This is a genomic window from Halomicrobium sp. HArcht3-1 (assembly GCF_058933345.1).
In genome coordinates, this window is sequence record NZ_JBZYDM010000009.1 from 61706 (window position 1) to 84733 (window position 23028).

Annotated in this window: 23 protein-coding genes; 12 read left to right on the top strand and 11 right to left on the bottom strand. The window is 64.5% G+C overall.

All coding sequences use genetic code 11. From position 1 onward, the window contains the following. Nucleotides 1-17 precede the first annotated feature (17 nt). Together AC5FRW_RS15035 and AC5FRW_RS15040 are read right to left on the bottom strand one after the other, a co-directional pair. Nucleotides 18-1028 carry an ornithine cyclodeaminase family protein gene (locus AC5FRW_RS15035; protein ID WP_493569281.1) on the bottom strand — a complete coding sequence of 337 codons (1011 nt, stop codon included), beginning with the start codon at nucleotides 1026-1028 and terminating at the stop codon, nucleotides 18-20. Between the two features lie 52 nt (nucleotides 1029-1080). Further along, a complete protein-coding gene (locus tag AC5FRW_RS15040; protein ID WP_493569282.1) occupies nucleotides 1081-1302 on the bottom strand; it encodes a DUF8015 family protein in 222 nt (73 codons plus the stop codon). Between the two features lie 435 nt (nucleotides 1303-1737). On the opposite strand from AC5FRW_RS15040, the gene AC5FRW_RS15045 reads away from it, so the two are divergent. Further along, nucleotides 1738-1905, top strand: coding sequence for a DUF7331 family protein (locus AC5FRW_RS15045; protein ID WP_493569283.1), 168 nt, complete (start codon nucleotides 1738-1740; stop codon nucleotides 1903-1905). 194 nt (nucleotides 1906-2099) lie between these two features. On the opposite strand, the gene AC5FRW_RS15050 is transcribed toward AC5FRW_RS15045, so the two are convergent. Together AC5FRW_RS15050 and AC5FRW_RS15055 are read right to left on the bottom strand one after the other, a co-directional pair. Beyond that, nucleotides 2100-2513 (bottom strand): DUF3054 domain-containing protein, encoded by a 414-nt coding sequence (locus AC5FRW_RS15050; RefSeq protein WP_493569284.1) that lies wholly within the window; start codon nucleotides 2511-2513, stop codon nucleotides 2100-2102. 44 nt (nucleotides 2514-2557) lie between these two features. Beyond that, nucleotides 2558-3079 (bottom strand): class I SAM-dependent methyltransferase, encoded by a 522-nt coding sequence (locus tag AC5FRW_RS15055; RefSeq protein WP_493569384.1) that lies wholly within the window; start codon nucleotides 3077-3079, stop codon nucleotides 2558-2560. Nucleotides 3080-3281: 202 nt separating this feature from the next. On the opposite strand from AC5FRW_RS15055, the gene AC5FRW_RS15060 reads away from it, so the two are divergent. Then, the gene (locus AC5FRW_RS15060) at nucleotides 3282-3422 is read left to right on the top strand and encodes a rubrerythrin-like domain-containing protein (protein WP_493569285.1); all 141 of its coding nucleotides are present in this window, start codon (nucleotides 3282-3284) and stop codon (nucleotides 3420-3422) included. 41 nt (nucleotides 3423-3463) lie between these two features. Further along, a complete protein-coding gene (locus AC5FRW_RS15065) occupies nucleotides 3464-4006 on the top strand; it encodes a GNAT family N-acetyltransferase (RefSeq protein ID WP_493569286.1) in 543 nt (180 codons plus the stop codon). On the opposite strand, the gene AC5FRW_RS15070 is transcribed toward AC5FRW_RS15065, so the two are convergent. Next, a complete protein-coding gene (locus AC5FRW_RS15070) occupies nucleotides 3989-4870 on the bottom strand; it encodes a DUF8054 domain-containing protein (protein ID WP_493569287.1) in 882 nt (293 codons plus the stop codon). The two genes, AC5FRW_RS15065 and AC5FRW_RS15070, sit on opposite strands and share 18 nt — an antisense overlap. A gap of 169 nt (nucleotides 4871-5039) precedes the next feature. On the opposite strand from AC5FRW_RS15070, the gene fen reads away from it, so the two are divergent. Together fen and AC5FRW_RS15080 are read left to right on the top strand one after the other, a co-directional pair. Further along, nucleotides 5040-6020, top strand: coding sequence for a flap endonuclease-1 (gene fen, locus AC5FRW_RS15075; RefSeq protein WP_493569288.1), 981 nt, complete (start codon nucleotides 5040-5042; stop codon nucleotides 6018-6020). A 156-nt stretch (nucleotides 6021-6176) separates the two neighbouring features. Beyond that, on the top strand, nucleotides 6177-8828 hold the full coding sequence (locus tag AC5FRW_RS15080) for a serine hydrolase (protein WP_493569289.1): 2652 nt from the start codon (nucleotides 6177-6179) through the stop codon (nucleotides 8826-8828). On the opposite strand, the gene AC5FRW_RS15085 is transcribed toward AC5FRW_RS15080, so the two are convergent. After that, entirely contained in the window at nucleotides 8810-9385 is a 576-nt protein-coding gene (locus tag AC5FRW_RS15085) for a cupin domain-containing protein (RefSeq protein WP_493569290.1), read from the bottom strand. The genes AC5FRW_RS15080 and AC5FRW_RS15085 overlap by 19 nt on opposite strands. Nucleotides 9386-9402: 17 nt before the next feature. Beyond that, on the bottom strand, nucleotides 9403-9951 hold the full coding sequence (locus AC5FRW_RS15090) for a hypothetical protein (protein WP_493569291.1): 549 nt from the start codon (nucleotides 9949-9951) through the stop codon (nucleotides 9403-9405). A 114-nt stretch (nucleotides 9952-10065) separates the two neighbouring features. On the opposite strand from AC5FRW_RS15090, the gene AC5FRW_RS15095 reads away from it, so the two are divergent. Together AC5FRW_RS15095 and AC5FRW_RS15100 are read left to right on the top strand one after the other, a co-directional pair. After that, on the top strand, nucleotides 10066-11472 hold the full coding sequence (locus AC5FRW_RS15095; RefSeq protein WP_493569292.1) for a class II fumarate hydratase: 1407 nt from the start codon (nucleotides 10066-10068) through the stop codon (nucleotides 11470-11472). 686 nt (nucleotides 11473-12158) lie between these two features. Beyond that, nucleotides 12159-13859, top strand: a complete 1701-nt coding sequence (locus AC5FRW_RS15100; RefSeq protein ID WP_493569293.1) for a BGTF surface domain-containing protein — start codon at nucleotides 12159-12161, stop codon at nucleotides 13857-13859. Between the two features lie 13 nt (nucleotides 13860-13872). On the opposite strand, the gene AC5FRW_RS15105 is transcribed toward AC5FRW_RS15100, so the two are convergent. Both AC5FRW_RS15105 and AC5FRW_RS15110 read right to left on the bottom strand, forming a co-directional pair. After that, nucleotides 13873-14715: a DUF7537 family lipoprotein gene (locus AC5FRW_RS15105; RefSeq protein ID WP_493569294.1), complete on the bottom strand. Its 843-nt coding sequence runs from the start codon at nucleotides 14713-14715 to the stop codon at nucleotides 13873-13875. A gap of 30 nt (nucleotides 14716-14745) precedes the next feature. Continuing rightward, nucleotides 14746-15618 carry a hypothetical protein gene (locus AC5FRW_RS15110; protein ID WP_493569295.1) on the bottom strand — a complete coding sequence of 291 codons (873 nt, stop codon included), beginning with the start codon at nucleotides 15616-15618 and terminating at the stop codon, nucleotides 14746-14748. Between the two features lie 122 nt (nucleotides 15619-15740). Here AC5FRW_RS15110 and gatE point away from each other — a divergent pair, with 122 nt between their 5' ends. Both gatE and AC5FRW_RS15120 read left to right on the top strand, forming a co-directional pair. Further along, a complete protein-coding gene (gatE, locus tag AC5FRW_RS15115) occupies nucleotides 15741-17609 on the top strand; it encodes a Glu-tRNA(Gln) amidotransferase subunit GatE (RefSeq protein ID WP_493569296.1) in 1869 nt (622 codons plus the stop codon). 81 nt (nucleotides 17610-17690) lie between these two features. Then, a complete protein-coding gene (locus AC5FRW_RS15120; protein WP_493569297.1) occupies nucleotides 17691-19202 on the top strand; it encodes a DUF7504 family protein in 1512 nt (503 codons plus the stop codon). A 17-nt stretch (nucleotides 19203-19219) separates the two neighbouring features. Here the strand turns inward: AC5FRW_RS15120 and AC5FRW_RS15125 are convergent, their stop codons facing one another. Together AC5FRW_RS15125 and AC5FRW_RS15130 are read right to left on the bottom strand one after the other, a co-directional pair. After that, nucleotides 19220-19948: an RNA methyltransferase gene (locus AC5FRW_RS15125; RefSeq protein WP_493569298.1), complete on the bottom strand. Its 729-nt coding sequence runs from the start codon at nucleotides 19946-19948 to the stop codon at nucleotides 19220-19222. A gap of 33 nt (nucleotides 19949-19981) precedes the next feature. Next, nucleotides 19982-20509 (bottom strand): DUF8114 family protein, encoded by a 528-nt coding sequence (locus AC5FRW_RS15130; protein ID WP_493569299.1) that lies wholly within the window; start codon nucleotides 20507-20509, stop codon nucleotides 19982-19984. A gap of 82 nt (nucleotides 20510-20591) precedes the next feature. On the opposite strand from AC5FRW_RS15130, the gene AC5FRW_RS15135 reads away from it, so the two are divergent. The 3 genes from AC5FRW_RS15135 (at nucleotide 20592) to AC5FRW_RS15145 (ending at nucleotide 22929) form a co-directional block, all read left to right on the top strand. Next, nucleotides 20592-20873 carry a DUF7577 domain-containing protein gene (locus AC5FRW_RS15135; RefSeq protein ID WP_493569300.1) on the top strand — a complete coding sequence of 94 codons (282 nt, stop codon included), beginning with the start codon at nucleotides 20592-20594 and terminating at the stop codon, nucleotides 20871-20873. 48 nt (nucleotides 20874-20921) lie between these two features. After that, entirely contained in the window at nucleotides 20922-22097 is a 1176-nt protein-coding gene (folP, locus tag AC5FRW_RS15140) for a dihydropteroate synthase (protein WP_493569301.1), read from the top strand. A 133-nt stretch (nucleotides 22098-22230) separates the two neighbouring features. Beyond that, nucleotides 22231-22929 carry a 6-hydroxymethylpterin diphosphokinase MptE-like protein gene (locus tag AC5FRW_RS15145; RefSeq protein ID WP_493569302.1) on the top strand — a complete coding sequence of 233 codons (699 nt, stop codon included), beginning with the start codon at nucleotides 22231-22233 and terminating at the stop codon, nucleotides 22927-22929. Nucleotides 22930-23028: the final 99 nt, after the last annotated feature.

A 23028-nucleotide genomic window follows, 5' to 3' on the forward strand; every position in this document is an offset into this window, starting at 1 on the left:
AGGACTGTCCGTCTGTTTTATCGTCCGGTGAGTGCCTCACTGGCGGGCGCAAACTCGATCTCGCTACCCAGATCCGTCTCGATGGCACGGTCGTACAGCATCTTCGCAGCGGCGACCGTCTCGATGGCCGTGCCGCCACTGTCGAACAGCGTGATCTCGTCGTCGCTCGTCCGCCCGCGCGACGTGCCGGCGACGACCTCGCCGAGTTCGGCGTGGATGTCCGCTTCCGTGACAGCACCCTCGTCGACGGCGTTGATGAACGACCCGGCGTCGTTCATCACGCGGTCACGCAGGTCGGGGATGTAGGTCGCGCGTTCGATCGTCTCCGCATCTACCTCGTGTTTCTCGGGGTGGTACTGCCCCATGATCGTGACGTGGGTGCCCGGTTCGAGCATCGATCCGTCGAACACCGGTTCGCTCGCGTTCGTCGCCGTAACGACGATGTCGGCCCCTTCGACGGCTGCCGAGGGTGATGCGACGGCGGCGACGGTCGCGTCCAGTTGCTCGTTCATCTCCGCGGCAAAGCCCATCCGGTGGTCGCCCGTCGGCGAGTACACCTCGACGCGTTCGAGTTCACGCACCGATGCGGCGGCTTTGAGCTGTGCCCGGGCTTGCGGTCCGCTCCCGAACAGCGCCAGATCGTCGGCACGTGCCGGGGCGAGTTCGTCGATTGCCACGCCACCGGTCGCACCGGTCTTGAATGGGTTCAGCGACGCCCCGTCGAAGACGGCGAGCGGGTCGCCACTCGCTGCGTCGAACAGCGGGAGCACGAAGTGGGCATCTTCACCGCCGAACCCGGCGGCGTACGTGTACCCACCCATCGCTCCGACATCGGGGAGGATCGCCGAATAGCCGGTGAGCATCCCCGGCGGGGACTCGGAGAGCAGTGTGGTCCGGGGTTCGGCCGGCGCGCCGCGGCCACGGTCACGATAGCCCGTCCGAACGGCCTCGACGTACTCAGCCATCGTCGCGAGCCCGGACACGTCGTCACTCGTCAAAAAGCGCGTCGTCTGTTCGGTGTCTGCCATGCTCACCCGTTTGTGGGGGCGGGATATGAAACGTCGTGACGGGACCAGTCGACTAGTCGGCAGCCTGCAACGATTCGGAGGTCGTCGCCGTGGTCGGAGGCGAGTCGACGGGGGCACGCACGAACATCGCGTGGCCGATCAGTGCCACGGCGACGAGGGAGGCCAGCGGGATAGCGGTCGTCAGTTCGAGACTCGCAAAGCCGGTGAGTGCGCCAGTGATCCCTGCCAGTGCGAGTGGAATGAGGCCGAGTACAAGATCGTAGTAGCCCGTCATGAATATACTCATTAATAAGTCGAATACCCTCATAAGTGTTTCCCATAATTCTCTGATAACGTTCTATGTAGGCACTCTGTACTTCCTCAGATTGTAATAGGAATTATCTCTATAACTTATGAGTGGCTACACAGGCCTAAAACCCCTTGCGCGTGCCGCTGACGGCCTGTTCGAATTGTGGGTCGCCGTGGCGTGGTATTCGGGGACTAACAGTTCTGCGCTGGTGGTGGAACAACCGCCCTGCCACCGCCGGGTCTGCGCGAGATTTCGTTGTTTTTCGCAAAATTTCTTTTCTGATAATCCCTTTTGGGGCAGTTAGCGGGCGCATTCGCCGGATTATTCGACGTGATAACTGGGGGGTCGTGTTTAAGTTGTATCACGACCTACCGATATATGGAGGGACAGAGGCATATCCTACTGCTCCCCCGTGACACTATGAGTACGAATGCCACGGATGACGTGACGGGCGCCACGAACGACGATCAGTCTCGGCGGTACGCCGAACTTACTATCGGTGACGACGAGTTCGTGATCTACGACCGGGAGAACCACCAGGCGTGGATCCAGTCGACAGTGGCACTCGACGTCGGCAATCTTCAGTAGCTCGGGCGAGTAGTAGACGATCCCTCCGGGACACTCTCCAATCGGGCATGGCACCGCTGGACGTTGTCCCTGTGAGGCGGCGGGATCGGTCTCCCCCGGTCGATCCCAGTACCGTTTCGTACGGGACACTCTCCGTCGTTTTTATCAAACCGTGAACCGACAGAGAGCGCCGCGTGGGGCCGGCACGTCGCCACCTAGAGGACGACCGAAGCGATCGATCGCCAGATCACCAGCAGCAACCCACCGACCGCCATCGAGACGAGCGCGAACGTCACGGCCGCGCTCCCGGGGAAAAAGGCCGTCGCCCTGAGCACCTGCGCGATCAACACGGCACCGATCCACGCCGGGACGATGAGCGATACCGCGCGCTTGGGACTCCTGATCGCGTCTCGTGTGTACAGCCCACCCAGCAGGGCGACGAGTAGCAAGCCCAGCAGGAAGGGAGCCAACACCCCGAGGACGCGCCCAGGCTGTGCGATCGGGTCGACGTTGTGCGTGATCTCACCGACGACCACGAACACGAGTACCGCAAAGAAGTCACCGACGGCCAGCGCGGCGATCGAAGGTTCGAGGTCGACCCGCCAGCGAAGCGACGACGTGGCTGACATAATCGACGGTCGGTCCCCCAGCGTCTTTGTTCTCCCGTTTTCTCCTACACGTCGGTCGAACGGACACCGGCGACGACGTAGCCGAACCCGTCCGTGACGGTCGTCGGCGCGAGACCGGCGTCTCTCATCCGGTCGCGCATCTGTGCCGGTGTGTCGAATCGCGAATCGAAGCCGACGAGTCGTTCGGCAAGTACGAGTCCACGGCCCCTGAGCGTCGACGGATCGAAGTCCGCGACGACGAGTACGCCCCCTGGCGCGAGCGCGCGAGCGGCCGCGGCGATGGCACCCCCACGGTCGGGGAGGTGGTGGAACGCGTCGACGATCACGACCGCGTCCGCACGGCCGTCTCTGATCGGCAGCGTCGCCCCGTCGCCCTGCACCACGGTGAGACCGTGTCTCCTCGCCTGTTCGAGCATGCCCCGCGCCGCGTCGACGACGACTCGTCGGGGTGCGTCCACTGCCCGACTCGCCCGCCCGCTCCCACCGCCGACGTCGACGACCAGTTCGACCGGTCGTTCGGCCCGAGCAAGTCCCGATGCGAGCGCCTCGGCGTCTGCCGGGGGCATGACGCGGTCGTATGCCCACGCGAACCGGTCGAACACTGCGGCATCTCCGTGCACGGCGTCCCGTTCGCACCACTGGCACTTAGCCGTCCCACCCGTCTGCGGTGACGAACTGACCGAACGTGTAGCCGTCTCCGGCCGACGTATTGAGAATATAATTAGTTTTAGGACACACATCATATGCTTCTGGTGAGAAGAACGGAATATGAGGCCGCAATTGTCAAAGGGAGTCGAAGAACTGTACGAATGTTTCGAATGTGGTGCCCGCGTCGAGGCTCCGACCGGACGGCGCTGTCAGTCCTGTGGCGGGACGCTGCGCAACATCGCCCGCTCACGAGACCTGTAGGGGACCATCGCGTACTTGCCGGCGGGGTCCCAACGCCGAGCATGGAGTTCGCCTTGCTCGGGTGGGCACCGGACGGTCCGACACTCGAACTCGACTACCGCACCTTTAGTTACGCCGGCAAGTTCGTCATGTCCTCGACCGGGAAAGCCGTCGCACGCGAGGACGAGACGGTCGTCGGAGCGGTCGCGTTCAACGACGACCGGACGGATGCTTCGACGCTGTGGCTCCGCTACGTCACCGTCCACGAGCAGCGACGCGGCGAGGCCATCGGTCCGCGACTCCTCGCGTTCACGCGCGAGCGGGCCGCCACGCGCGGATACGACCGGGTCAAAATCGCCGTCAACAATCCGTTCGCCTACGAAGCGGGCTACCGCGCCGGCTTTGCCTTCACGGGCGAGACCACCGGCATCGCCGAACTCGTCCTCGCGTGGCCGGGTGACCGGTCGACAGCGACCTATCAGTCCGGGCTGGATCGCTATCGTGACCGCGACCTCTCCGCCGAAGAAGCGTCGTTTCTGTCCCGCAAACAGGATACCGATCCGCCGTCGGTCGTCGCAGTGCCCGCCTCAGGCGACGGCGTCTGACTCGAACAGTCGCGTCTCACAGGTCTCACAGGAGACGGCAGCGACCTCTCGCGTCGTACAACAGGACTCGACGGTGTCGGTGCCGAAGGCGAGGTCGCCCCCACAGTCGGGGCAGGTCGTCAGGAACAGTCGAAGCCCGTTGAGCAACTGCCCGCGGTGGGCGACGTGGACCCCGTCCCAGTCGTCCAGCCACTCGCTCAACACGTCCGCGGCGGCGATGTCGGCGACGAACGCCGCCCGCGATTCCCACGTCCCGACGTACTGGCCGTCCACTCTGGCACGGAACGCCTCGCCGTGTTCTTCGACGGTCACGTCCTCGGCGGCGATGTCGAGAAGCGCCGGCAGTCGCTCGCGGCCCACGTCCTGCTGCTCGATCTGGTCCATCTGGTCGTGCCACGATTCACGAAAGGCGTCGGTGAGACAGAGGTCGGCCCCGCCCTGACATGGTTCCAGCGCACCGGCCCCGACAAGGACCTCTTCGAGATCGATCTCCTCGGGTGGCTCTGCGGGCGTCTCCTCGGGCGTCTGGTGTCGATCCCGATTCGTGGCCGACTCTCTCCCTCCCATCGCCGGTTCCGGGGCTTTTCCGAACGCGTCGAGCAACCACGGCGGGAAATACTGCTTGGTCAGCGTCGGTGTTCCCGGCACCAGATACCCCTTGAAGTAGATACTCGCAGCCGAGACGAGCAGGGCGAGGCCCCCGGCCACGCCACCGACCGTCGGCGTCGCCCAGATCACGCCCGCCGTTCCGATACCCCCAGCGAGCACCACTGCGATTAGACTGTTGACGAGTGTACAGGGGAGACAGCGGTTCGCACCGGTGTACTCCGGGTCCTGCCACCGTCGTAGCGTTCCCGTTGCCATACGATTCAGTTGCGACTGGGGCGATAATAAAGTTCGTGGCAATCGACCCGCAGTGTTCAGAGACGTAACTGGATCACCTGAGTGGGAGACACCGCTTTCTCTGCGCGTGACCGACCGCACAGATCGACAGTCGGTAGCCTCAAACCCCACTCGTCCTTACCTCGGGCCGATGGGAAACGCTGATCTGCGATCGCTGGCCGTGATCGATGACGTGACGTTCGAGGACGTGTCCGGGAGCGTCGTCGCCGTCGACGCCCACAACTGGCTCTATCGCTATCTCACGACGACGGTTCGCTTCACCAGTGACGCGAAGTACACGACCGCCGACGGTGCCGAGGTGGCGAACCTCATCGGCGTCGTACAGGGCCTCCCGAAGTTCTTCGAGCACGACCTGACGCCGGTGTTCGTCTTCGACGGCAGCGTCGCCGACCTCAAAGAGGACGAAGTCGCACAGCGACGCGAGGAACGCGAGAAGCGCGAAGCGAAACTCGAAGACGCACGCGAGCGCGGCGATGCGGAAGCGGTCTCGCGCCTCGACTCACAGACCCAGCGCCTGACCGACACGATCTTGACGACGACGCGGGAGGTACTCCGCCGTCTCGACGTGCCGATCATCGACGCACCCGCCGAGGGCGAGGCACAGGCCGCCCACATGGCCCGACAGGGAGCCGTCGACTACGTTGGCACCGAGGACTACGACGCGCTCTTGCTTGGCGCGCCACTGACGCTGCGACAGCTCACGAGCAGCGGCGACCCCGAGCTGATGGACTTCGAGGCGACGCTGGACCACCACGGCATCACGTGGGAGCAACTGGTCGACGCGGCGATTCTCATGGGGACTGACTTCAACCCCGGTATCGACGGCGTTGGCCCGAAGACGGCGATCACACTCGTGAAAGACCACGGCGACCTCTGGGGCGCGCTGGAAGCCAGAGACGAACACATCGACCACGCCGACCGCATCCGCGGGATGTTCCTCGACCCGACCGTCACCGACGACTACGACCTCGATCTGACGGTCTCCCCCGACCTCGATGCCGCCCGCACCTACGTCACCGAGGAGTGGGAGGTCGACGCCAGCGAGGTCGAACGCGGCTTCGAACGCATCGAGGAGAGCGTCGTCCAGACCGGGCTGGATAAGTGGACCTAACGTCGGCATATTCTGCGGTTCCGGGTTCTAACAGTTCGGTTGGTGACGAAGGCTGAGGAGAGTGGGCCGATAGCAACACAGGTCAGATGGTGGTTGTACATTACACCTTCTAGAGCTGGCATAAAATATTAATAACTATTATTTGATTACAACCTCATGAAGAATAATAATTGTCAAACTCGCAGGCGAGTCCTCAAGTCGATCGCGGCGACGGGGGTCGCCGTGGGATCGATGGGGAGCGTGTCGGGCCAATCGAACGGGCCAGCCGCCGATCTCGAAGACCGGATCACGACGTTTCGAGAGCACTACGACGTGCCCGGACTCTCGGTGGCACTGTCCGACGACTCGTCGAACGTCTTCGCACAGGGGTACGGAAGCGCGGGTGTCATCGGAGGGACGCAGGTCGACCTCACGTCCTGCCATCGATTCAGGATCGCCAGTCTCTCGAAGCCGATCACCGCAACGGCGGTCATGACCCTCGTCGACCGCGGCGAGATCGCTCTCGACGATCCCGTGTTCGGCTCCGACGGATTGCTTCCCGCCGACTACGGGACCCCGACGTTCAGCGACACCGTCCCAGCCGCGGACCCCAACCGTGTCACCGTCGAGTCACTGCTCACGCATCTGAGTGGCTTCGACTCCGATCAGACGAAGTACAGCACCGGAGAGGACAGCTTCGACGCCGTGTATCCAGAAGAGTGTCACGTTCCGAACGACGGCGCACACGCGATGAGCCGCCGGGAAATCATCGAATGGGTCCTCGACGACATGGAATTCGCGTACAATCCCGGGACGATTCCGCACTACGCTGATGGCTACCAGTACGAGAACCTCAATTACATGCTCCTCGGAGCGATCATCGAACAGGTCTCCGGGGAGAGCTACGAGCAGTTCACGCAGACAGCGGTCCTGGCAAACTGTGGTGTGACAGCCTTCGATGTTGCGGGAGACAGTCGCGAGGACCGCCACGATCGAGAGGTGGCCTACCACGAAACGATCGCGGACGATTCCGACGAGGAGCCGTACGGGCGTGATCTCGTCAGAGCACGTTCGCTCCCACACGGTAGCTGGGTCGCGTCACCGGCCGAGATACTCGAATTCGCCGATGCAGCCACGAACGGGGATATCCTTTCCTCATCCGCGGTGAAGAAAATGACCGAGATCTCGAAACCGGATCCTAGTTACGGGTTCGGGTGGGGAACCGCCAATGAGTACGTCGAGCATCACGGCTCTCTTCCCGGTTGTTTCTCGGTCCTGCGGTGTCGCGACGACGGCTACTCCATCGCCGCGTGTGCGAACCGCAATCCCGGCTCCGGACTGTCAGTGCCCCGTGACAAGATCGATATCGACCTGAGCGGTATCGACGACGATGACGATGACCACCACGTCGATGTCCTCGATGCGATCCTCACGGCGTTCGTCGACGATGTCGCCACAGCGGGACTGTCCACCGAGCGACCACCCCAATCGGACGATTCCTGTAATATTTCCGAGAACAACGAGTTCGCCGTTACCATCGACCCGCCCGAAGACACGTACCACAACGAGGAGTGTACGTTCTCGGCTACCACAGAGAACGCGCCTGGCCCGGTCGATCTGACCTGGGAGAAACGGCGGTGTCAGGATCGAACCGAAGTCGGATCGGGCGACAGCACCAGTATGAACGTCGGACTGGACCCGTTCTATCTCGTCGTCCGGGCGAACTACGGTGCATCCGGGTCAAATTTGGTTCCGACCGGTGACACGCCCCCGACAAACCGAGCCGTTGCGGTCGACCACCTGCACGTCGTCCCCGTCGAGAACCCGAACACGCTCGAGGTCTCCATCGAGGACCCGGCGAATCCGACCGTCGGAGAACAGAGCACGTTCGAGGCGATACCGACCAACGCCGAGGGCGAGGTGTCCTACTCCTGGACGCAGTACGGCTCCGAGATCGACACGGGCAAGACCCACACCGTCACGTTCGAGAGTACGGACAGCTACACCGTCGGCGTCGAGGCGATGGACGGCGACGGGGACGTGACCGCCGGTGACAGTACGACCGTCGTCCCCACGGAGGGGTCCACCGTCCCAGACCTTTCGGTCGCCATCGACGGCCCGTCCGACGTGACGGTGGGCCAAACGCGGACGTACTCGGCCGATCTCGATCACGAGACCGGGACCGAGGAGTTCGAGTGGCTCAACACCAGCGGTGATCGACCGGCGACGGTCGGGACCAGCAAGAGCGTCGACGTTACGTTCAACAACACGAACTCGTACGAACTCCAGCTACTGGTGACCCGCGGCGAGGACTCCGACAGCGCATCGAAGGTCATCCAGCCCGACCCAGAACAGACGCCGACGGCAACGGAGACCGAAACGGAGACGCCGACGCCGGTCCCCCTCGACGTGTCGATCGGCGGGGAGACGAACGTGACCGTCGGTGATACCGAAACGTACACCGCTCAGTTCGCGAGCGATCCGGGCACCGTCGAGTACGAGTGGCTCAATACGAGCGGCTCCCGGCCCTCGACGATCGGGACCGGCGACAGCGTCCAGATCACGTTCAACAACACGAATCCGTACGAACTCCAGCTACTGGTGACCCGCGGCGAAGACTCAGACACCGCGTCGAAAGTCATCCAGCCGGACCCGGAGCCGACCCCAACCCCGACCGACACGCCGGCAGATGACGACTCTGGCGGTGGTGGCGGGGACAGTGGCGGCGGGGACAGTGGCGGCAACGACGGTGGTGAGAGCGGTGGGGACGACGACTATCCCGATTACTGTGACGACCTTCCGACCGGGTACTATCCGCCCGAGTGTTGATCGATGTCGGCCCACGTCGCTTTGCAGTCCTGACACACGGACACGGGCGTCTCACCGTCTGCTGTCAGTTCTGCACGCACGTCGTCGCCACCACAGTCCGGGCACTCGACGATCGATTCGTGCCCGCACTCGGGACAGACGAGATGTGGTCCCGCGTCGAACACTCGCGGCTCCATTCTGTCGTGTCCACACGACGAACACCCCACGGGAACACGAAGCGCGTCGGAGTCCCGTGGCGCACCGATCGCCAGCACGCTCGCCGTCGTGGTCCCGTCGTTCTTGCCGGACTGGAACTCGCCTGGTGGGAATCGGACCGCTTGGCCGGCCTCGACAGCGTGCTCACCATCGAGCGTTTCGAAAGCGATGGCACCGTCGAGGGGGACGAAGATCTCTTCCTGATCCTCGTGGGCGTGCAGGCCTGCGAGTCGTTCGCCCGGCGGCACCTGATAGTGATTGATCGCGACGTTTGTCGTCCCCAGCGATTCGGTGAAGCGGTCACGAACCAGCGTCTCCGAGTCACGAGCGGACTCCTCAGTGTCGACAGTGACTCTCTCCATCGCTCTCCGTCCGTCGCTCAGGGCTGTAGCTTCGACTGCATCTCTGTCACGCGTTCCTGCAGTTCTTCGAGTTGCTCGGAAAAGTCGCCCTCGGCCGTCTCCTGTAGCTCCTCGATCTGTGACCGGGTCTCTTCGAGGAACGTTTCGGACTGTTCTTCTAGGTCTTCGTGGGCCGACAGCAGCACGTCGAGTTGCTGGTCCACGGAGTCGACGTAGGACTCGGAGAGTTCTTCGGCGCTCTCGATGCCCGCCTCGGTCGCTTCCAGCGCCTCGTCGCCGGCCTCCTCGATGGCGTCGAACTGCTGGTCGATGGCTGCGCGAACCTGTTCGATCCCCTCGGTCGATCCGGGGACCGATTCCTCGATGGTGTCCAGCGAGTCGTGCAGGGCCTCGCGGGTGGCTTCTGCCCCGCGCTGGTTCAGTTCGGCCTGACTCTCCAGGCCCGACAGCAGCGACTCGTTGACCTGCTGCTGGAACTCCATACTCCGGGTGAGCGCTTCGTGACTCTGTTCGACAGCCTTGCGCTGGAGTTCGAACGCCAGTGACAGTGGGTTGTCTCGTGCCATAGCGGAGGGGTCGGCCGCCGACACCATCAAACCCGGCGTCGGTGTCTCACTCGACGGTTGTACCGGCGTCGAAGCGGTGGGTTTTACGCGTCTCCGAGCCACGATCCACGTGTCATGACCGACGAATTCAGGACCGAACGCGACAGTCTCGGAGAGATGCAGGTGCCGGCCGACGCGTACTGGGGCGCACAGACCCAGCGCGCGGTCGAGAACTTCCCGATCTCGAACGAGACGTTCGGGCGACGATTCGTCCGCGCGCTCGGGGTCGTCAAGAAGGCCGCCGCACAGGCCAACGAGGACCTTGGAAAGCTGGACGCGGAGACGGCCGGCTACATCGTCGAGGCGGCCGACGAAGTGATCGCCGGCGAGCACGACGATCAGTTCCCCGTCGACGTGTTCCAGACCGGCTCTGGCACGTCCTCGAACATGAACGCCAACGAGGTCATCGCCAACCGCGCGACCGAACTCTCGGGCGGCGAGGTCGGGACGCGGTCGATCCATCCCAACGACCACGTCAACTACGGCCAGTCCAGCAACGACGTGATCCCGACCGCAATGCACGTCGCCGCGCTGGAAGCCGTCGAGAAGGACGTGCTTCCGGCGCTTGGCACGCTGCTGGACGCGCTCGCCGAGAAAGAAGACGAGTTCGACGACGTGGTCAAGACCGGCCGCACCCACCTGCAGGACGCGACACCGATCACGCTGGGTCAGGAGTTCTCGGGCTACCGGACCCAGATCGAGAAGGGGATCACCCGCGTCCAGAACACGCGTCCACACCTCGCAGAGCTTGCACTCGGTGGCACGGCCGTCGGGACGGGGCTGAACACCGATCCCGAGTTCCCGGAGAAAGCCGCCGAGTACATCGGAGAGGAGACCGGCATCGCGTTCCGGGAAGCCGACAACCACTTCGAGGCACAGGCCGCTCACGACGCCATGAGCGAGGCCCACAGCGCACTGCGCACGGTCGCCGGCAGCCTCAACAAGATCGCCAACGACCTGCGCCTGCTCGCCTCCGGCCCACGCAACGGTCTCGGTGAGGTCGATCAGCCCGAGAATCAGCCCGGCTCGTCGATCATGCCCGGCAAGATCAATCCCGTCGTCGCCGAGGCGGTCAATCAGGTCCACAAACAGGTCGTCGGCAACGACGCCGCCGTCTCAGCGGGTGCTGCGGAGGGCCAGATCGACCTCAATCTCTACAAGCCCGTACTCGCGAACGACTTCCTCCAGTCGGCGCGCCTGATCGCCAACGGCAGCGAGGTCTTCGCAGAGAAGTTCGTCGCCAAACTCGAAGCCGACCGCGAGCACTGCCGCGAACGCGTCGAGCAGTCGATGGCCCTCGCGACGGCGCTCAACCCCGCCATCGGCTACGACAAGGCCAGCAAGGTCGCAAAGCAGGCCCTCGAAGAGGACAAGACCGTCAAGGAAGTCGTCGTCGCCGAAGGCTATCTCACCGAGGAGGAAGCCGAGGAAGTGCTCGATCCGAAGAAGATGACGGAGCGAGTGGTTCTTGGCGAAGAGTAGTCTGCGAGGCGTTTCATCGCCGACGCCGTAGTCTTCGCCAAGAGTAGTCTGCGAGGCGTTTCATCGCCGACGCCGTAGTCTTCGCCAAGAGTTAGAGGAGAAGAGTGACCAACGAGCCGTTTCATCGGCGAGTCTCGGTCTTCTTCCAGTGTGGCGAAGAGTAGTCTGCGAGGCGTTTCATCGCCGACGCCGTAGTCTTCGCCAAGAGTTAGAGGAGAAGAGTGACCAACGAGCCGTTTCATCGGCGAGTCTCGGTCTTCTTCCAGTGTGGCGAAGAGTAGTCTGCGAGCCGTTTCATCGCCGACGTCGTAGTCTTCGCCAAGAGTTAGAGGAGAAGAGTAGTCTGCGAGGCGTTTGATCGCCGACGTCTACGTCCGTCGGGGATGACGCCGGCTACTCTCCGCAGTAGTGCAGCCTGTGATGTGGCAAGCATCGAACAGTAAGCTCGTCTTCGAGCCGTCCCGGTCTCGCGCTTTCAGGTCGTGAGCGCGGCCCGGACGTGAGCATCGAATCACACCCGGACAATCTCGCCTTTGTCGATCAGTAATCTCGTCGTACTCTCCAAACCGGCGACAACGGTCTGGGACGTTTATTCTAATGCTCGTAGTACTGAACAGTCGGAAGCCGGTGGACGTAACGGTGGCGCTGCTGGTACACCACTCGTACTACCGCTCTCGTTCGAGACAATGCACGATCCCGACTCGCAGTCAGATCCCGATTCGGTGCATCGATCGCTCACCACCAGCCGACGGCGGTTTCTCTCGGCTGCGGCAGTGGGTGGCGCATCACTGGCTGGCGTGCTCGGCACGACCGCTAACCAACAGGTCACCGAGATCCAACTCGGTGCACGGGCGAGGGGGTGGGTCGGCGCGGAACCGCCAGCGATCAACGACGTGACGAACCCCCTGATCACACTTCGGCCGGAGCAGCGGTACGCGGTCACCGTCGAGAATCTCGACGGTCTGACGCACAATTTCGTCGTTCAGGACGGCGAGAGTCAGCCAGTCGTAGAGAGTGCGGATCTGAGCGAGCGCGGCGAGACGGTGACCGTCGAGTTCACTGCGAGCGACGAGATGGCGTCGTACGTCTGCCAGTACCATCCGTCGTCGATGCGCGGCGTCATCAGAGTCGCGGCCGGTACGCTGACCCAGACCCAAACGGCGACGGCGACCGACACTCCGTCGCCGACCGAGACGACGACGGCAACAGAGACCGAAGTCGAGACTGAGACGGCGACGGAGACAGCCACGGAGACCGAAACCGAGACAGAAACCGACGAGCCGACAGAGACCGAGACGGAGGAGCCGACCGAGGAACCGGAGCCGCCGAGCTTCGATCAGGACCGCATCGAAGCCGTGCAAGGGGACACGGCGACGTTCACCGTCGATCTGGGTGGCCGTGAGGAACTGGCGCTCAGGATCGGATCGGAGTCCGTCAACTTCGTGCTCACGTTCACGGCCGTCGATGGCGACGGTGACGGGGAGGTGACAGTGGCGTTCGATACGTTCGTCGCGGGACGTGGGTCCGGGACGACCGTCAGCGCAGAGGGGGAGGACGACGAAATACGCGCGGTCGAGCGAGAAACCGAACAGCTCTCCGCTCCGCTCGATTTCGCACCGTATCCGATAGCGGCGCTGGCGGGTGGGCAGGTCGCAGCCTCGACCCTGCTCGTGCTCACCCCGCGGTCGCTGAGCAGTGCCGCCGCCGCCACCGCGCCCCGGGAGACGAGACCGGAAGCGACGAGCGACTTTCGCGACCAGACCACACAGCGCCAGTCCGTCGCGACCGGTGACTGGGCCATCCTCGCCGTCGAGATGACAGGCCTGTACGCGACACTCGATAGCGTCTCGGCGTTCGAGGACGATTCGCTCGGTTACGAGCTCGTGATCGAGAAAGCCGATGTGGTAAACGTCGAACCGTATCGGGTCCCGCTGTCGGATCTCACGCTACTGACGTTCCCCGAGGACGACCGCTTCCTCGCGCTCGTCGATAGCGGGACGCTCGAAGTCGGGGAGACGTACAACGCCTCGTTCACCATCACGGACGCGAACCCGTACGTGCCCGAGGACGGGGAAGAGCGCGTCGAAACCGAGTTTTCGGTCATCGAACGCACCGCGACCGTCGATTTCGAGGGCGAGGAACTCTCGGTGCCACCACAGGAAGCGACCATCTCCGGGACGACGACCGTCGCACCCGGGACGAAGATAACCGTCTCGGTGACTGGATCGACCGAAACGGCGTTCCAGCAGGTCAAACGGCCGACGGTTCAGGACGACGGTACGTGGTCCGCAACGTTCGACTTTGCCGAGCTAGAACCGGGGACACAGCTATCGGTCAACGTCTTGAACCTGAGTGAGATCGTGCCGGCGCGTGTCGGCTCGGAGTGAGCCGACGCCGTGTTCACCCGGTCTCGGTTGCACCGTTTGAGCGCGTGATCCGATTCCCGTCGTCGGCCCAGTGTCGGTCGACCCAGTCGGGTTCTTCGACGGTCGCATTGCCACGCTTCGAGTACCGGAACGCGTAGCTGATTCGCTGGCGTTCGCTTTCGAGCGTCCGGGTGTAACTGGCATCGAGCGAGCGTACGAAGCCGTCCGGCGAGACGAGCGCGCGGGCGGTGTAGTTTCGGATGCCGTACCCGTCTCCGAGAGGGTAGTCCGTCGCGACGACCTCGTAGAACCGCTCGCCGTCGACACGTGTCTCAGAGACAGTCACGTTCTCGCCCGTGAGATACTGCTCGATGGCCGACCCGGCGCGGCGCCCGATCTGTTCCCGTGCTGGCTGTGGGGATAGTCGTTCGTAGGTGAACGCTCGCCCCGATTCGAGTCTCGTGTATCGACCCGTGGGATCGGCATAGAGGTCGAACGCCCCGAGGAAGGTGAACTGTTCGTCCCGTGGTGCCTTCTTGCGGTTAGTGCTGAAGGTGTATACACGCTGGTTCTCGACGGTCGCGATCTGGTGCGTGTAATCGACGTACGTCCCGTTGCCGAATATCCGGGTTCGTGTATAGTTGCTCTCCCAGACGTACGACGTGCCGTTCGTCGCCCGACTGTGTGCCCGTGCTACCTGATCCAGACTGGTGATGTTTGCCCCCGTCACACCCGGTGGGAGCGGACTCGTCGCCGTCGGCTCCGACGGCTGTGGGACCGGGGCTGGCGTCACTGTGGTCGTGGTACCAGTGTCGCTCAGTGCCGAGCAGCCGGCCGTAAGCGCGAGGACGACGACGAGTACCAGTCGGGCCTTCACGCTCTGTACACAGGACTGCGGTGGTAAAAATCAGTGGGTCACCGGTGAAATCGAGGGGCTGCGGCCGCTCACGCGGTCCCGTGCGGTCGTCGCACTGTCGTCGTTCGGCCACTGCTGTTCGACCCACGTCGGCCGGTCGACGGTCGTCGTTCCGATGTCAGTGTAGGCGTACTCGTAGGTGACGCGTCGGGATCGGTTCGCCATCTCGACCCGGTAGCGAACGTCGAGTGACGCGACGAGTCCGTCCGGTCTGATCAGCGCTTCGACGGTGTAGTTCCCCACGCCACCCGGTGCGACCGGTGTCTCGATCCCGCTGCCCTGCAGTTCGTAGTACGGCTGGCCGTCGACGCGGACGACGGTCAGCGTCGCATTCGCCGCCGGCAGGTAGCGGTCGATCGCGGAGAGGGTGACTCGACCCACACGGACTCGCGCCGGTGCGGGGTCCGTTCGGTCGAACTGGGTGTTGTTTTCGGTGTCCTCGAAGTAGACGTATCGTGCCGAGGCAGTCGCGAATTCGGAGTAGTTACCCAGATAGCGTGGTCGCCCGTTCCGCCAGACGATGCGGTGGTTCGTCCAGTAGTTGTACGTCGATTCGTTTGCGACGCGGGCGACGTACCGGATGTCAGTTCCCGTTGGGCTGCCACGTCGGCCGGTCGTGTGTTTCCGTGCCTCCCACGTGTAGGACTGGTTCGTGATGACGGTCCGATGTGCTTGGCGGAGGCGGTCCACATTGACGACGCCGTCGCCGTTGACGCCCGGTGGGAGGATACTCGCCTCGGGCGTCGCCGTGGCGGGGGTCTGGACGGGAGCGGGTGTCACCGTCGCGGTTTCACTGTCCAGTCCGGTGACGCCGCCACAGCCGGCGAGCACGACGAGGACGACGAGCGCGACACCCGGTCGCATACGCGTGGTTGGGGGTCGAACGATAAAAATGCCACAGGCGTCCGTGCGCGGCCACCGCCGGGACGGCCCGGATCGGGCGACAACGGTGCGTTTTTTGCGGATGGGACTCGGACCGCTCACTAATGACCGATTACGACTACGAGGAACTGGGACTGGTCGCCGGTCTCGAGATCCACCAGCAACTCGACACGGCGACGAAACTGTTCTGTAACTGCCCGACGGCGATTCGAGAACCCGAGGAGTCGACGCGGTCGCTGACGCGCTATCTCCACCCGACCAAGAGCGAACTGGGCGAGATCGACGAGGCCGCACTCGAAGAGAGCATGGTCGACCGGGAGTTCGAGTATCTCGCCTACGACACGACCTGTCTCGTCGAGGAGGACGACGAGCCACCCCACCGCGTGGATCGGGAGGCGATGGACGTGGCCCTGGAGATCGCACAGCTACTGGACATGAACGTGGCCGATCAGGTCCACGTCATGCGAAAGATCGTCATCGACGGCTCGAACACCTCCGGGTTCCAGCGGTCGATGCTGGTCGCGAACGACGGCGCAATTTCGACCAGCGAGGGTGCGGTCGGGATCGAGGACATGCTGCTCGAAGAGGAGTCGGCCCAGCGCGTCGAGGAGACCGACGCCGGAGTTCGGTTCTCGCTGGATCGACTCGGCATCCCGCTGGTCGAGATCGGAACCAAGCCGGACATCCGCTCGCCCGAGCAGGCCCGCGAGGCCGCCGAACGGATCGGGATGTTGCTGCGCTCGACCGGCAACGTCAAGCGCGGACTGGGGACGATTCGACAGGACGTGAACGTCTCGATCGCCGACGGCGCACGGATCGAACTCAAGGGCGTCCAGAGCCTCGACGACATCGACGACATCGTCCGCAACGAGGTCCGCCGGCAGGTCGAACTGCTCGACATCAAGGCGGAACTGAACGACTGTGACGCGACCGTCGGCGAGCCACAGGACGTGACCGAGATCTTCGAGGACACCGACTCGGGCGTCATCCGCAGCGCGCTCGATGCCGGGGGCGAGGTGCAGGCCGTCCGTCTCGCCGGCTTCGACGGGCTGGTCGGCCGGGAGATTCAGCCCGACCGTCGCCTCGGGACGGAACTCTCCGACCACGCAAAGCGCCACGGTGCTGGCGGCATCTTCCACACGGACGAACTGCCGGCCTACGGCGTCACCGAGGCCGAAGTCGAGGCACTGCGCGACGCCGTCGACGCAGGCCCCGAGGACGCCGTCGCCATCGTCGCCGACGACCCCGAGACAGCCCAGCGAGCCATCGAGGCCGCCGCAGAGCGCGCCGAGACGGCAATGGAGGGCGTGCCCGAGGAGACCCGTGACGCCAACGACGACGCAACGTCGCGCTACCTGCGCCCGCTCCCGGGTGCGGCGCGGATGTACCCCGAAACGGACGTGCCGCCGGTGACGCCCGACCCGAGCGAAGTCGAGACACCGGAACTGCTGACCGAGAAGGTCGAGCGCTACCAGTCCGAGTTCGGGCTGGACGCCGGCCTCGCCGAGCAGGTGGCGTACGGCCAGCGCTGGCGGCTGTTCGAGGACGCCGTCGACCGGGGCGTCGACGCGACGCTGGCCGCTCAGACCCTCGAATCGACGGTGACGGAACTGCGCCGCGACGACGTGGCCGTCGAGCATCTGACGAACGACCACTTCAGCGAGACATTGGATCTGGTCGCCGAGGGCGAACTGGCGAAGGAAGGCGTGCCGGAACTGCTGGCTGCGCTGGCCGACGATCCGAGTCGCGACGCGGCGACGGCCGCCGAGGAGGCGGGACTCGGGAGCGCCGGCGAAGACGAGGTCCGCGAGGCCGTCGTCACCGTCGTCGAGCGCCACGCCGAGCAAGTCGCCGACGAGGGAATGGGCGCGTTCTCGGCGCTGATGGGCGAGTGCATGGGCGAACTCCGTGGGAAGGCCGACGGTGACGTGGTCAGTGACGTGCTCCGCGAGGAGATTCAACAGCGCGCGTAGGTCGCGTGGACACACGTCCACAGAAGCAACATCGAAACGGTTGTTCTGACCGTGGGTTTTGTATATGCGGCAGGTCTAGGTATGTCCATGCTAGACACCGGGGACCGCCTGCCACTCGATTCCGTCCCCGGTGGGACGACGTTGCTGTGCGTCGGCCCGCCGATGGCTGGTAAGCGACGACTCGCACTGCGACTGCTCGCCGACGGTGCGACCGACGACGATACGACCGTCCTCGTCTCGACCGACAGCAGCACGGCAGCCCTTCGGGCCGAGTACGAGAGCGCACTCGACGACGCATCTCCGGAAATCGGCATCGTCGACTGCGCTGGCGACGCCTACGGCGATCCGAAAGACAACGACTGGACACGACACGTCTCGATGCCGGCCGACCTCGGGAGCGTCGGAACGGCCGTCACCGGCCTGTACGATTCTCTCGGGTCGGGCCGGGCCGGCGGCGTCGACCGTCTCGGCGTCCTTTCGCTGACGACGCTCGCGCTCAACGCCGATCTCGATCGGACGATCAGGTTCGTCCACTCGCTGACCCACCTGATCGAAGAGCGCGACGGGCTTGCCGTCCTCACGGCCCATGCAGAGTCGTTCGAACAGACCGACCTCCGGCAGGTCGAAGCGTTCGTCGACGGCGTCGTCTACACCAGAGACGGCACCGACGGCCTCGAAATCCGTATCGACGGATTGGGGGCCTCGGACGAGTGGTACTCCGTCCCCATCTCGACTGCCCCGCGGAGCGAACTGGGCGTGCCACAGCCGACGACACCGGCACCCGGTACGTCGGAACCGACAGCCGCGGCGCGGAACCTCTCCTTCGACTCGCTGGCCGAACTGATCGAACAGGTCGACAGCGATCGTCCGACGCTGACGGTGTGCAACAGGGAGAGCCCGGACGACCGCCTCGAAACAGTTCGGTCGTTCTTCGAGGCGCTGAACATCTCGGTCAGGGAGACGACGCTGGCGACAGAGAACCCACGCGACGTGGCACTCCTGCACCGTGGTCCCGTCCAGATGGCTTCCTCACCGCTCTCACAGCTTGCAAGCGGTGTCGAGACCGCCAACGCCGACGACGATCCGTTCGCCGCGCGCCGTGGCCCGGACGTGCTGGAGGCGCTGCACGAACGTATCTTCGGCGCGCGTGGCGTCGAAAAGCAGTTCCTCATCGATGCAAGTACCGCCATCGAGATGACGGCGTGGCAGACCGGCGGTGGCCGTCTGCTTGCGGGCTTCCAGCAACTCTCCCGGTACTGGGAGAGTCCCCGCTCCCGGCGCGTGATGCACCGCATCGCCGACGTTGGCGTCGACGTACACATCTACGGCGTCCCGGACGTGGTCCCGAGTCCCGACCGACCGAACGTGACGGTCCACCCCGACAGTTCCCGCGAGATCGAAGAATCGTGGTTCGTCACCTACGACGGCGACGGTCGCACCGACCGGACTGGCTCGCTCGTCGTCCGCGAGACCGACCCCGAGGTGTACGAGGGCTTCTGGACCTACGAACCGTCGATCTCACGCGACGTGTTCCGCTACCTGCGTGACACCTACGGCGATGTCGAGGAGAGCGGCCAGCAGGCAACGTCGTAGCCCCCCGCGGCTCGCTGTCAGGACTCGTCGTCGCCGAGTCGGCGCGCTGCCTGTCGGAACAGCCCCCGGAGCGTCGTCGTCTCTCGGCCGGTGGGGTGGGCGCGCCCGAGCACTCGCCGGAACAGACGCTCGGTCTTCGCTCGCTTCTCCTCGGGGTGGCCGACCGCATCGAGGAAGTCACCGAACTGGTCCTGTAGCCCTTCGATCTCGGGCTGGTCGGCCCGGTCGTGGGTCGGGTCGGGCAGTTGCGTCTCGCCGACCGTCAGGTCCCGAAGTTCGTAGAGGACGATCGTCGCCGCCTGTCCGAGATTGAGCACGGGATACTCGGCGCTCGCCGGGATCGAACACACCTGATCGAGGCGTGCGATCTCCTCGTTGGTCAGCCCGACCCGCTCGCGCCCGAAGACGATGGCGGTGTCGGCCTCGATCTCGCCGAGTTCGTCGGCCAGTGCTCGGGGCGTCACGAACGGGTAGCGGACGTGCTTGCGCCCGTCCTCGTTCGTGATGGCGGTACAGCCGACGGTGTGGTACTCGTCGGCGAGTTCGTCGAAGCTGATCTCGCGGGCGTTTGGCAGGATGTCCTCGCGGGCCTGCCCGGCGTAGCCGTAGGCCTCGCTCTCGCGTGGCATGTCCGGCGGATCGACCAGCAGTAGCTCCTCCAGCCCGAAGTTCTTCATCGACCGGGCGATGGTCCCGACGTTGCCCGGCGTCTCGGCATCGACGACCGCGACGGCAACGTCACCCATCGTGTCCGTCCTCGCTCGTGCTGTCACTCACGATCATAGGTCCAGACCGTCGAGGTCGATGTCGAGCGCGTCGAGGTCTTCGTCGTCGATCCGTTCCAGTTCCTCTTCGAGGCCCGGGAGTTCCTCGTATGGATCGGGACTTTCCGGGACTGCGTCGGGGTCGCTGTCGACGTGTTCGACGCCGGCGTACCCCTCGGGTGCGCGCCCGCCGTCGAAGAACCACTCGTGGAACGCGTCCTGTAGCTGGACGGTCCCGATCACGTCCTCGTCGGCGATTTCGCGGAACCAGTAGACGAAGTCGGTCTCGTGATCGCCACAGAGGATGACCTCGCCGCGTGGCTCTCCGTAGATCACTTCCGCCGGTGCACACTCGTCGATGCGGTCGTCACCGTAGGCGAGCCAGCAGGCGTCACAGGGGTCCGTGAGTCGCTCGGTGAGGCGCAACACCCGGGCACGGGTATCCTCGTCCATCGTTCCGAGCGGTCTGATCCGACCATCGTCGCCGAACACTTCGTCTTCCTCGAATCGCCACCCCCGGAGACCGATGTTGACCTTAGCCATGTCCGTGCTTTGCCGGGGATCGACAAAAGCCACGCGATGCCGTTGGCAGAGTGTTTATTCGTGTGCCAGCGTATCACAACACATGGTGGCGTTCTGGATCGCGGTGGGGGTCGTGGCGCTCGTGTTCGTCGGTCTCCTGTGGCTGAGTCTGCGGTCGTCGACGCGCCGACGCGAACGACCGGTGTTGCCCGCACAGTATTACAGCTACATGTACACCGACCCGTCACGGTACCCGGGGCTGTGTTCGGCCTGTGGCACGGAGAACACACCCGGATACAATTTCTGCAGGGAGTGCGGTGAACGTCTCCCGGGCGGGACCCACACGCGGTCCGATATCGACGTGTCCCAGATCTTCAGGGACTGATGCTGCCGGGAGCGGACTGTTTTTGCGTCCTCACTCCTCAGTGTGGCTATGCACAACGTCGACGCCGCCGGTCTGGGCATCGGTGACGACTACCCGACGCGGATCATGGGTGTCCTCAACATCAGCGAGGAGTCGCCGTACGATCCCAGCGTGTTCAACGACCATGAGGAGGCCGCCGCCTACGTCGACGAGCAGCTCATCGACGAAGGTGCCGACATCGTCGACGTGGGACTGGAGTCGGCGAACAAGCGCTTCGACGTGCTGTCGGCCCAGCAGGAACTCGATCGACTGGAGACGGCCGTCGACACGATCCAGTCGGTCAGCGGCGACGCCGTCTTTTCCATCGAGACGCGCTACCACGAGGTTGCCGAGGCCGCAATCGAGGCGGGTTTCGACATGGTCAACGACATCGCCGGGTTCGCCGATCCGGAGATGCCCGAGGTCTGCCGCGAGTACGACGTGGCGGTCGGCAAGATGGCGAGTCCACCCGATCTGGAGCGCCCCGGCGCGGTCGAGGAGACCGACTGGGCCAGCCGACGGTCGCAGTCGTGGGCCGAGCAGGCCGACTACGTCGATCAGGTGTACGAGGCGCTGAAACAGCACGGGCTGACCGACAAGACCATCGTCGACCCCGCGTTCGGTGGCTGGTCGGAGGCCAAGACACTCGCAAACGACCGCGAGACCTTCCGGCGACTGCGGGAGTTTCGTGCACTCGATCGGCCGATACTCGTCTCGATCAACCGCAAGAACTTCCTGCGGTCGCTGGCCGACCGCTCGACGGAAGCGGCGTTGCCGGTGTCGCTTGCCGCCACGTCGATGGCGATCGAACGCGGTGCCCACGTCGTCCGCACTCACGACGTGGCCGAGACGCTAGACGCCGCGAAGATCGGCGACGCGTTCAGCGACACACCCCGTCGCGACGACACGCTCGGTGTCGCGGAACTCGACGTACAGAGCGGTCTCGACGTAGCGCGCTACCTCGACGTGACCGAGACCGACTTCGATCCCGACGACGGCGCGATGCGGGCCTTCCGCCTCGATGGGCTAGACGGCGAGACACGAGCGGCCCTTGACAGGGCGAGTACTGCCACCGGCGTCACAGTCGTCGACCAGCAGTCGACTCTGCTGTTCGGGACGGCGGCCGCGTTCGGCCGCCTCGCCGACGCCGTCACCGAACCGGAGCGACTCGTCGACGTAACTACGTGGCTAGCAAACGACGTATAGTAAGAGAAAACTTATACCCAATGCCCCAGAATGAGCGGATGAAGGCCGAAAGGGCACCCGGGTAGGGGTACACGGTCGTGCCATTTCGGCTCAAAACTCGGTTTATCCGGTCACTACTCTTCGAGCGACAGCTATGGAGTACGACGACTGGAATCCCGTCTACGAGGCGCTCTTGCGCGATTTCGGCTATCCACGTGACGGCGACGAGACCGCACGTGACCGCCTTCGCGATCTGATCGGTGACAGTCCGACGTTCGATCCGGCGACACTCGGGATCGACGACCGGCGCGTCGCCATCGCCGGTGCCGGCCCCTCACTGGCCGACGAGACCGCACTGGCCGCTGGCGCCGACCTCGTCGTCGCCGCGTCCACGGCCGCCGATCGATTACTCGACGCCGGCGTCGGCGTCGACCTCGTCGTCACGGATCTGGACAAGCACGCCGAGCGGGTCGTCGAACTGACACACGTTGGGACGCCGGTCGCCGTCCACGCCCACGGCGACAATCTCGATCTGATCGAGGCGACGGTCCCCGAGTGTGACCGCTCGTTCGTCGTCCCGACCACGCAGGCCGCGCCCGCGGGTCCGGTGGTGAACTACGGTGGGTTCACCGACGGGGACCGGGGGGCGTTCCTCGCGGACCACTTCGGGGCGGCGACGCTCGTCTTCCCGGGGTGGGACTTCGACGACGAGACCGTCGCGCCATCGAAGGCCCGAAAACTCCGCTGGGCGGAGCGACTTCTCTACTGGCTCGAACGCCGGCGGAACGACCACTTCGCGGTGCTCGACGGCCGGCGCGATGCGATCGATCGGACGGCGTTGCCACTCTCGTGACAGTGCCGACTACCACAGCAATCCGACGTCCTTGACGTGATGTTTCAGGGACGCTCGATCCTCGAACGTCCGCTCACAGGCGGGACACCGTACGCGGTC